This window comes from Sphingomonas sp. (assembly GCF_035555815.1).
Classification (GTDB): Bacteria; Pseudomonadota; Alphaproteobacteria; order Sphingomonadales; family Sphingomonadaceae; genus Sphingomonas.
Window position 1 is genome coordinate 1 of record NZ_DATMGG010000098.1, and the last position, 9,612, is coordinate 9,612.

Annotated in this window: 11 protein-coding genes; 1 reads left to right on the forward strand and 10 read right to left on the reverse strand. The window is 69.5% G+C overall.

The window, feature by feature from the left end; genetic code table 11:
• The 5 genes from VNR91_RS05595 to VNR91_RS05615 form a co-directional block, all read right to left on the reverse strand.
• A partial coding sequence (locus VNR91_RS05595) for a DUF4403 family protein (protein ID WP_325489792.1) occupies nt 1–1,379 on the reverse strand: 1,379 nt, incomplete at its 3' end.
• 113 nt (nt 1,380–1,492) lie between these two features.
• Complete coding sequence (locus tag VNR91_RS05600; protein WP_325489793.1) at nt 1,493–1,777, reverse strand: hypothetical protein; 285 nt, start codon at nt 1,775–1,777, stop codon at nt 1,493–1,495.
• Nucleotides 1,774–2,562, reverse strand: a complete 789-nt coding sequence (locus tag VNR91_RS05605; RefSeq protein WP_325489794.1) for a LysR family transcriptional regulator — start codon at nt 2,560–2,562, stop codon at nt 1,774–1,776. Before VNR91_RS05605 ends, VNR91_RS05600 begins: the two co-directional genes overlap by 4 nt.
• A 106-nt stretch (nt 2,563–2,668) precedes the next feature.
• Nucleotides 2,669–3,067: a Co2+/Mg2+ efflux protein ApaG gene (gene apaG / locus VNR91_RS05610; RefSeq protein ID WP_325489795.1), complete on the reverse strand. Its 399-nt coding sequence runs from the start codon at nt 3,065–3,067 to the stop codon at nt 2,669–2,671.
• Nucleotides 3,067–4,272, reverse strand: coding sequence for a trans-sulfuration enzyme family protein (locus tag VNR91_RS05615; protein WP_325489796.1), 1,206 nt, complete (start codon nt 4,270–4,272; stop codon nt 3,067–3,069). Before VNR91_RS05615 ends, apaG begins: the two co-directional genes overlap by 1 nt.
• A gap of 97 nt (nt 4,273–4,369) precedes the next feature.
• On the opposite strand from VNR91_RS05615, the gene VNR91_RS05620 reads away from it, so the two are divergent.
• On the forward strand, nt 4,370–5,605 hold the full coding sequence (locus VNR91_RS05620) for a phospholipid carrier-dependent glycosyltransferase (RefSeq protein WP_325489797.1): 1,236 nt from the start codon (nt 4,370–4,372) through the stop codon (nt 5,603–5,605).
• On the opposite strand, the gene leuB is transcribed toward VNR91_RS05620, so the two are convergent.
• From leuB to VNR91_RS05645, 5 genes are all read right to left on the reverse strand, one after another.
• Nucleotides 5,602–6,651 carry a 3-isopropylmalate dehydrogenase gene (leuB, locus tag VNR91_RS05625; protein ID WP_325489798.1) on the reverse strand — a complete coding sequence of 350 codons (1,050 nt, stop codon included), beginning with the start codon at nt 6,649–6,651 and terminating at the stop codon, nt 5,602–5,604. The two genes, VNR91_RS05620 and leuB, sit on opposite strands and share 4 nt — an antisense overlap.
• Nucleotides 6,652–6,748: 97 nt before the next feature.
• Nucleotides 6,749–7,492: a DNA repair protein RecO gene (gene recO / locus VNR91_RS05630; protein ID WP_325489799.1), complete on the reverse strand. Its 744-nt coding sequence runs from the start codon at nt 7,490–7,492 to the stop codon at nt 6,749–6,751.
• Between the two features lie 10 nt (nt 7,493–7,502).
• Nucleotides 7,503–8,399 (reverse strand): GNAT family N-acetyltransferase, encoded by an 897-nt coding sequence (locus VNR91_RS05635; RefSeq protein WP_325489800.1) that lies wholly within the window; start codon nt 8,397–8,399, stop codon nt 7,503–7,505.
• Nucleotides 8,396–9,349: a polysaccharide deacetylase family protein gene (locus tag VNR91_RS05640; protein WP_325489801.1), complete on the reverse strand. Its 954-nt coding sequence runs from the start codon at nt 9,347–9,349 to the stop codon at nt 8,396–8,398. Before VNR91_RS05640 ends, VNR91_RS05635 begins: the two co-directional genes overlap by 4 nt.
• 43 nt (nt 9,350–9,392) lie before the next feature.
• On the reverse strand, nt 9,393–9,612 hold a 220-nt coding region (locus tag VNR91_RS05645), incomplete at its 5' end, for a CcdB family protein (RefSeq protein ID WP_325489802.1).

Consider the following 9,612-nt stretch of genomic DNA (forward strand, 5'->3'; position numbering starts at 1 on the left):
TTCAGTTCGCCGTTGCGCACGCTGGAAACATCGGCGGACAGGGTGAAATCGCCCAGCCGCCGCCCCGCCACCGCCTTGCGCGCCGCCGCCAGCACGCGCTGATAATCGCTGGCGAAATCATGCGACAGCGCGGTGCGGATGTCCTCCAGCACCAGCGGATCGAGCATCAGCTGGATCAGCAAATCGACCGCCTGGCGATCGGTCTGCGTCGCGATGCGCAGGTCGCGCACCTGCACCACCTGGGAACCGACGTCGTTATAGGGAATGCCCGACAGCCACACCGCACCATGGGTCGCGGTCAGGGTCGGGTGGGCAAGCGCCTTGACGCTGGCCTCGATCCCCACCGCCATGCGGCCGTCGCTGGTGGGATAGACGGTGACCTTGCCGAACTTCGCCTCGACCGCCCCGACCTTGTCGAGCGTGATCCCCTTCGCCGCGCGCTTGACCAGCGTGCGCAGCACGACCGGTTCGAGCTGGGCATAGTCGGCGATCACCGGCACGAAGAACCGCAGGCCCCGCTCGCCCACGCGCGGTGTCGGCGGCGGCAGCGGGGTCGGCATCGGGTCGGGCGGACGATCGCCGACGAACGTCTCGGTCAGCGCCTCCGCCTGCAACAGCATCTCGACCTTGCCGCTTCCGACGCGGTATCCGCCAAAGCCCAGCCGCTGCGGCGTAACCCGCATCCACGCCGGCGGCTTGTCGCGGTTGAGTTCGATCACCGCGAACCCTTCCTTCCACACCCCGGCCAGTTTCTCGCGCGTGCGCAGCTTGGTCAGCTCCTGCGGCAGGCTGCGCTCCAGCCCGGCGATCACGCCCTTCAGCTTGTCGTCGGCCTTCTCCACGAACTTGATGCGCTGGCCGAGGAATTCGATGCCGGGCGGTTCGGTCCAGTCATAGGCGATGTCGATCTTCGCGCGCGGTTGCCAGGTGCGATCGACCGACAGCTTGACCACCGCGCGCACCGTCGCCGCGCCGGTCGCGGTCTTGCCCTTGAGCACCCCGCCAACGTCGCGCGCGGCGATCGCCGCGTTGACCGGCAGCGTCAGCACCAGCCGGTCGCCGCTGCCGCTCAGCCGGATGCGCCCGCGCGTGACCTGCCCGACGATGCGGCAACCGATATCGGGCGTCACCTTGGCGCGGACACCCAGCACCTTCACCCGCTGCGCCTTGACGCACCTCTTTTCCTGCTTGTCGATCTGCCACAGCTGGCGCGGCACACGCCCGTTGAGGGCGGTTTCCAGCGTGGCGAGATCGACCGTGACCGGCACGACGATCGTCGATGTCTGCTGCGGCAGCTCGGCGGGCGTCTCGACACGCGGCGGCGCCGGATTGCCCGCGGTGCGGCCACATCCGGCCAGCGCCGCGGCGGCGATCAGCACCAAACCTAATCTCGCTCCCGGCACCAGCCCCTCCTACGCCGCGATAACCGCCTGAGATTAGCGGCTTCCGTGACGCGCGTCACCTTGTGCCGCGCTGGCGGCGGATCGCCGACTCAGCGCCGCCGCAACCGGGCGGAATGATAACGGATGCGGCGGACGATCCCGAGCAGCATCAGTCCCAGGGCGGTGACGATCAGGACCAGCGGCACCATCTCCGGCAATTGCGGCACCACGGTTCCGCGCAGGATCGCGGCGGCGACACCGACCAGCGCCAGCATGATGCCCATCGTCCGCGTGCCACGCGCGACGGTGCGCAATTCCGCGCGATAACGCGCCAGCTGGACGGGATCGCTCAAATCGGGCGGATCGCGCGGACCGTCATCGTCGGCTGCCGTCACGACGCCAGCGCCTCGACCAGCGCTCGGACCTTCTTCTGGCGCCACTGCGGCAACGGCGCGACCAGCCAGTAGCCGCGCGACACCATGCGCGGCGCACCGACCACCACCACGCGCCCGGCGGCCAGATCGGCGCGCGCCAGCAGTTCGGACACGCATGCCCGCCCCAGCCCGGCCGCCGCCGCGTCCAGCGCCAGCCCGGCGTCGGCGACGCGCACCGGCGACGCCGCGTCCTCCCCCATGCACCCCGGCCAGGCGATCGCGACGTCGGCGCCGCCGTCGGGCGCGGTCACCGTGACCATGCCGTCGGATTCGAGCGCTTCGCCCTCGTGCTCGCCCGGCCCCTCGCCCCAGCGGATCGCGAGGTCGAGATTGGCCTGGGCGAAATCGATCTCCTCGTCGCCGACGATGGCGAAGCGCAGTTCGGGATCGCTCGCCGCGATCGCGGTCAGCCGCGCCATCAGCCATTTGGCGGTCAGGTCGCGCGGCGCGGCGATGGTCAGCGACTTGGACGATTGCCCCGCTTGCATCGCGCGCACCGCTTCCTCGAACTGGAGGAAGCCGTCGCGCAGCGCGACCAGCCCGGCCTCGCCCTCCGGCGTCAGTTCCAGCCCCTTGGTGGTGCGGCGGAACAGCACAGTGCCGAGCGTGTCCTCCAGCGCGCGGATCTGCTGGCCGACCGCCGCCGGCGTCACCGCCAGTTCGTCGGCGGCGCGGGTGAAGCTCAGATGGCGCGCCGCCGCGTCCAGCACGCGCAGCCCGTTGAGGGGAAGGTGGGTACGTTTCATGGGATCCTCACCCTTCCCACCGCCTGCGGCGGCGGGCCCCTTCGCTCCCCCGGCCGGAGAGGGAGGGAGCCGCGAAGCGCCGCAAGGGTGAGGGTGGCCAAAGAGATCACGCCCCCACCGCCGGCGCGAGCAGCGCGAACTTCGGAATGGCGACGTCGAACGCATCGCCGTCGTCGGCGATCATATGGTAATTGCCCTGCATCGAGCCCGTCGGCGTCGACAGCGGACAGCCCGAGACATAGTCGAAGCTGCCGCCCGGTTCGATCACCGGCTGTTCACCGACCACGCCTTCGCCCTCCACCGTGTGCCGCGCGCCGCGCCCGTCGGTGATGATCCAGTGGCGGGTCAGCAGTTGCACGGTGCGCGCCGAACCGTTCTCGATGCGGATATGATAGGCCCAGAACCAGCGACCGCGCCCCGGTTCCGACTGTTCGGCCAGGTAGCTCACCTGCACGCGCACCGCGACGCCGTGCGTCTCGGCCGCATGGGCGAACAGCGCCTCCATCACAATCCGACGGCGCCCAGCGCGCGGTCGAGATCGTCGATCAGGTCGGCGGGATCCTCCAGCCCGACGTTGATCCGCAGCATCCCCTCGGTCACGCCCATCAGCAGACGCTGGTCCTCGGCCACGCCCGAATGGGTGGAGGACGCCGGGTGCGTCATCAGCGAGCGCGAATCGCCGATGTTGTTGGAGATGTCGATCAGTTCCAGCGCATCGAGCAGACCGTGCGCCTGCGTCCGACCCGCAACCTCGAACGCGAAGATCGATCCGGCCGCGTCCATCTGGCTCATCGCCAGACCATGCTGCGGGTGGCTGGGCAGGCCGGGGTGCAGGATGCGCGGCACCCGCCCCTCCAGAAAACGCCCGACCGCCAGCGCGTTCTCGCTCTGCCGGCGCAGGCGCAGGTCGAGCGTTTCCAGCCCCTTCAGCACCACCCAGGCGTTGAACGCGCTCAGCGTCGGCCCGGTGTTTCGCGTGAACGGCAGCAGCGTGTTGTTGATGAAATCCTCGGTCCCGCATACCGCGCCGGCCAGCACGCGGCCCTGGCCGTCCATCGCCTTGGTCGCCGAATGCGCGACCACGTCGGCGCCGAATTCGATCGGTCGCTGCAAAACCGGGCTGGCAAAGGCATTGTCGACCACGGTGGTGATCCCGCGATCCTTCGCCAGCGCGCAGACCACGCGCAGATCGACGATGTCCATCGTCGGATTGGCCGGCGTTTCGAAGAACCAGACCTTGGTGTTCGGCTTGCTCGCGTCGACGAACGCTTGGGGGTCGCGCGCGTCGATCACCGTGGTTTCGATGCCGAAGCGCGGCATCAGCGAATCGGTCAGCCAGCGGCACGATCCGAACGCGGCGCGCCCGCCGACCATGTGATCGCCGGCGGAAAGCTGGCACAGCAGCGCCGCGGTCATCGCCGCCATCCCGCTGGCCATCGTCCGGCACGCCTCGCTCCCCTCCAGCAGCGCGATGCGCTGCTCGAGCATCTCGACGGTCGGGTTCTGGAGGCGCGAATAGGTCATGCCGACCTGTTCGCCGGCAAAGCGCGCGGCGGCGTCGCCCGCGCAGTCATAGGCATAGCCCGACGTCAGGAACAGCGCCTCCGACGTTTCGCCCCATTCGGAGCGCGCGGTGCCGCCGCGCACGGCCTGGGTGGCGGGCCGCCAGTTGCGGGTGATGGAGCGGTCTTGTCCGGTACGGCGTTTCATGGCGAACGCTTTGACGCCACCGGCGGCGCGGCGCAACCTCTCCGCTTCCCCTCCCCCTCTCCCCACACGCGCAGCGATCGGCTAGAGCGCGATCGCCATGCCAGCGCTTCTTCGCCGCCCGCTCGTCGTCGCGCTACTGATCGGCCTCGCCGCGCAACTGCTGTTCAGCGTCAACCTCGCCCGCCCGCACGGCCTGATGTTCGATGAAGTCCACTATGTTCCGGCCGCCCGCGCCATCCTTGCGCTCGACCGGCCGATGAACACCGAACATCCGTTGCTGGGCAAGGAGATGATCGCCGCCGGCATCGCTATGTTCGGCGACAACGCCGTCGGCTGGCGCGCCTTCTCCACCGTCGCCGGAACGGCCACGGTGCTCGGTGTGTTCGCGATCCTGTGGCTGCTGTTCGGCAGCGTACGCACCGCCAGCTATGGCGCGCTGTTCGCCGCGCTCAACTTCACCGTCTTCATCCAGGCGCGGATCGCGATGCTCGACGGGTTCATGGGCGCGTTCGTCACGCTCGGCATCGCCAGCCTGCTCTGGGCGATGCGTGCGCCGCCGGATCGCGTGATGCGGCGCTGGCTGCTCGGCGCGGTGCTGCTCGGCCTTGCCACCGCGACCAAATGGGCGGCGGCGCCCTATGTCGCCTTTGCGATGGTGGCATTTGTGATCGTCCGTCGCGGCCGCGCGAATGCCTGGCCCGGCCTGACGCCGATCGCGGCGGTACTGCTGCTCGGCACGGTCAGCGTCACCACCTATTTCGTCACCTTCCTGCCGACGCTATTCTACGCCCATGATGCGCTGACGCCCGCCGGCATCATCCCCTTTCAATGGAAGATGTACGACAGCCAGACCCAGATCCTGTCGCCCCACCCCTATCAGTCGAGCTGGTGGAGCTGGCCGCTGCTGATCCGGCCGATCTGGTATCTGTACGAGCCAGTCGACGGCGCGGTGCGTGGGGTGCTGCTGGTCGGCAATCCGGCGATCATGTGGGGCGGGCTGGTCGCGGTCGCGGCGCTGCTATGGGCGTGGATGCGCGGGTCGGCGAAGGCGGGCGTGGTGGCGCTGCTGTGGGCAGTGTCGCTGGCAATATGGGCAGTCATCCCAAAGAGCCTGGGCTTCTACTATTACTACCACCTGTCGGGCATCTTCCTGTGCATCGCGCTGGCGGCAGCCGGCCACATCTACGGCCGCCAGTCGCACAGCCGCTGGGTCGCCGGCTACGCCATCGCCGCGACGCTGATGTTCGTCCACTTCTACCCGATCATCGCGGCGGGAGCCCTGCCCGATGCGCAGGGCTTCCACCGCTGGATGTGGCTGCCGAGCTGGCGCTAAAGCCCGGCCAGCACGGCGTCGGCGATCGCCGTCGTGGAGAGCGATCCACCCAGATCGGCGGTGCGTGCGCCGCCGGCGATCGCCTTCGCCACCGCCGCCTCGACGCGGAGGGCAGCGTCCTCCTGCCCCAGCGAGTGGCGCAGCATCATCGCCGCCGACAGGATCGCCGCGCACGGATTTGCCTTGCCCTGCCCGGCGATGTCGGGCGCCGAGCCGTGGATCGGCTCGTACAGCCCGTTGGCGCCCGCCCATTCGCGCAGCGACGCCGACGCCAGCATCCCGATCGATCCCGCGCACATGCTCGCCTGATCGGACAATATGTCGCCGAACAGATTGCCGGTGACGATCACGTCGAACTGGCCCGGCGCGCGCACCAGCTGCATCGCGGCGTTGTCGACATACATGTGGGTCAACGTGACCTCGGGGTAGTCGCCCGCCAGCTCGTTGACCACGTCGCGCCACAGTTGCGACGTCTCCAGCACGTTGGCCTTGTCGACCGAACACAGCTTGCCCTGACGCCGCTTGGCCATCTCGAAGCCCACCGTCGCGATGCGCCGCACCTCGCCCTCGTCATAGGCCATCACGTCATAGCCCTGGCGCAGCCCGTCGGCGGTCTCGCGCCGGCCCTTCTCGCCGAAATAGACGTCGCCGGTCAGTTCGCGAACGATCACCAGATCGAGCGCGCGGGCCACCTCCGGCCGCAGCGCAGAAGCGTCCTCCAGCCCCGGAAACCCCTTGGCCGGGCGCAGATTGGCGAACGTTCCCATCGCCTTGCGCAGCCCGAGGATCGCCTGTTCCGGCCGCAGCGCGCGATCAAGGTTGTCGAAGCGCGGATCGCCGACCGCGCCGAACAGGATCGCATCGGCCCGCATCGCGAGATCGAGCGTCGCCGGCGGCAGCGGATGACCCGCCGCTTCATATCCGGCGCCGCCAACCGGCGCCTCCTGATAGCTGAGATCGAGACCGAGCGCGTCGAGCACGCGCCGCGCCTGTGTCACCACTTCCGGCCCGATCCCGTCGCCGGGCAACAATGCGATAAGAGGCACTAGCTTCTCCCCGTTCGTGCTCCGGCATCTCGAAGCACGGTCCTGCTCCCCCTAGGAAGAAGGACGGCCGTTCGACAAGCTCGGGGCGCGCGGTTTTTCAGGAAATCGCCCGCTTCAGCTTTTCCACCAGCCTCTCGCGTGCCGCCAGCACCTCCGCCGCGCGGCCGTGCAGCAGATCGCGCGCCATGAAATGGCCGGTCATCGCCAGCCCGTCGAGGATGTCGTCCCAGTCCGCCGCCCCGCCACCCGACGCCTTGCCGCGGAGGAAGGCAGGGTAGCGCAACAGCCGCGCTTCATACCCCGCCGCCGCCACGCGACTGACCCCGCCGCCGCTCTTCGGACTGACGAACGCGAGATCGTCGGCCGACCCGCTCACCACGCACCGATCGAGATCGAGGCCGAATCCCAGCTCGGCCAGCATCAGCAATTCATAGCGCACTAGCGCCGCCGCCCATCCGCGCGCGCCCGGCGCCGCTTCGATCGCGGCGATCACCCCGTCCAGCGCCGCGTACAGCCGCGGATAGGGCTGGCCATCGGGCAGCGCTGCGGCGGTCAGCGCGGTGGCCCAGGTCAGCGCGGCGGCGGCGAGCGGCTCGGCATGGAGCGGCGCACGGCTGTGGACCAGTTCGACCGTCAGCGCCGCCAGCGCGTCATCGGTACGCGCGCGCCATTCGCCGACGACGCTGTTGGCGGGCTGAAGAATCGGCCGCAGCGCGCGCGAATGTCCGCCGCGCACATAGCCTGGCTGGGCCCCGTCCGCCGGCGTCAGGCACCGCACCACCGCGCCATGCTCGCCATGCGCGCGAACGGAAAGGACGATGGCCTGGGTACGAAGCTGCATGACGGGGACCTTAGCCCCGCCGCACCTTCCTTGCCCACTCCTGCAATCCGGCGCGCTGCACCCCGGCCTTGGCCAGCGCGACCGCGCGGTCGAAGCCGGACAGCCCCGCCACCACCGCGCGATTGGCCAGCGTCGGCCGCAACAGCAGCAGGTCGAGGCATTCCACCCCGCCGGTCGCCATGCTGCGCTTGTGCTGGCCCTCGCCCTCGGTGAAGTCGAACCGTGTCAGCCCGCTCTCGGCGAACAGGTCGCGCATCGCCTCCATCTGGAGCACCGCGCCCGGCGAAAGTTCCCCAAAGGCGGGGTCATGCCCGACATATTCGTAGATCACCGTGCCGGCGCGCACCGGGCAATAGAGATAGGCCACCGCCGCCCGGCCCGTGAACAACAGCCATGCCCGCACCGTGCCCGCCGCCGCGTCGGCCAGCATATCCCGGACGAAATCGGCGTCGGCGGGCAATCCCGCACCCATCAGCCGTTCCTGATAGGTCTTTTCGGCGATCCCGCGCGCGATCGCGTGAAACGCCTCCAGCTCGGCCGGGGTGCGATAGCTACGCACTTTAAGCCCGGCAATCCGCTTCGCCTTGCGCTTCAGCCCGGATCGGGTGTTGCCCGACAGCCCCTGCCACCAGGCGTCGAATCCGATCGTCAGGTCGGCGTAGTAGCGCGTGTATCGCTGGCGGACCGCGACGATACACGCGGTCGCCCCCGCCACCGCGTTGAGCCGGGCCGCCGGCAGCGACGTGACGAGATAACCGTCGGCGCCGTCGAGCGAGGTCAGTACCGGCGCGCGACCAGCCAGTGCGTCGTCCAGCGACAGCGGCACGCGCTTCAGCGTGCGCCGCACCGACACCAAAGTCCGCGTCCCGATTCGAAAAGCGAGCGGCAAGCGCACCGCGGCGGTCACGCCGCCCGCTCCTCGACCAGATTCGACCACAGCTGTTCGACCTGACGCCACCCGGTGCGGACCAGGCTGGCCCCCAGCGGCGCATCTTCGCGGTCGAGCGGCAGCGCCGGCCGATCGGCGAAATGAGCGGTCGGCAGGCTTTCGCGCCGGTTCGCCAGCATCCTGCACAGCGCCTCAAACCGCGCGACGTGCACGCGGTTGGGGCGGGTGCCGGCGCGATTCGACAGTTCGAAGCTGTGCCCGACGATCGTCACCGCCGCATGACGCGCACGCGCGGCATGGTCGAGCGCGGCGCGCATCTCGCCCGCCGACAGCGCGCAGATCTGGAAATGGCGCAATCGCCCGACGCGATCCTCGATCACCGTCACCGGCACCTCGATCACGCCGCCGTGCGCCAGCGGGGCGATGCGGCGCGGCGGCAGCGCGATCGCGCTCGGCCATGGATGCTCGCATCCGTTATGGCTGCTGTCATAGGCGATGCCCAGAGCGGCCAGCGCCGCCAGCGTATCGTCGTTGGCGGCATAGCTGCCCGATCGGAACGCCACCGGCTCGGGCGCCCTCGCCTCGCGCAGCAGATCGCGCGCGCGGGCGATCAGGTCGCGCTGCGCGGCGGCGGACAGGTCGGTCAGCTCGAACGATCCGTGGACGGCGCGGTCGGCCGCGCTGGCGCCGGCCCAATTGGGATGGAGGTGCAACTGCACTTCCTGCCCCGCCGCCAGTATCGATTCCACCACCGCGCGGATTGGCCCGATGCCGTGGACCAGCGCCGGCATCGGATCGACGAAGAAGGTCGCCTTCAGCCCATGCGCCGCCAGCCGCTCGAGCTGCCAGCCGATCCCCACCCCCGCCGGCTCCAGCGAGCGCGCGGCGATCGCGGCGATGTCCAGCCCGGCGGCGTGGTGCCGCCACATCAGCTCGGTATCGATGGTCAGGAAAACATGGGTCGCCATGCCGCCCGGTTAGCGCAGGGGGGTGAAGGAAGCGGTAACGCGGCTAGGCCGTGCCGATCAGCACGTCGAGCGCGTCGATAATGCGATAGTCCTGATCGGCCACGGTGGTGACCTTCACCCCCAGTTCGCGAACCGGGACGGCAGCCGCAAGTTGGGTCGCCATGACCAGCCGAACCCCCGCGATCTCGAAGCTGGGATTAAGGCGCTCGACGGAGAGCACGGTATCCGACACGTCGAGCAACGGCACGACGAACCGTGTCGTG

Coding starts and splice junctions, on each gene's coding strand:
- VNR91_RS05605 (WP_325489794.1), bottom strand. CDS start 2,562: ATGAAACGTACCCACCTTCCCCTCAACGGGCTGCGCGTGCTGGACGCG.
- apaG (WP_325489795.1), bottom strand. CDS start 3,067: ATGGAGGCGCTGTTCGCCCATGCGGCCGAGACGCACGGCGTCGCGGTG.
- VNR91_RS05615 (WP_325489796.1), bottom strand. CDS start 4,272: ATGAAACGCCGTACCGGACAAGACCGCTCCATCACCCGCAACTGGCGG.
- VNR91_RS05620 (WP_325489797.1), top strand. CDS start 4,370: ATGCCAGCGCTTCTTCGCCGCCCGCTCGTCGTCGCGCTACTGATCGGC.
- recO (WP_325489799.1), bottom strand. CDS start 7,492: ATGCAGCTTCGTACCCAGGCCATCGTCCTTTCCGTTCGCGCGCATGGC.
- VNR91_RS05640 (WP_325489801.1), bottom strand. CDS start 9,349: ATGGCGACCCATGTTTTCCTGACCATCGATACCGAGCTGATGTGGCGG.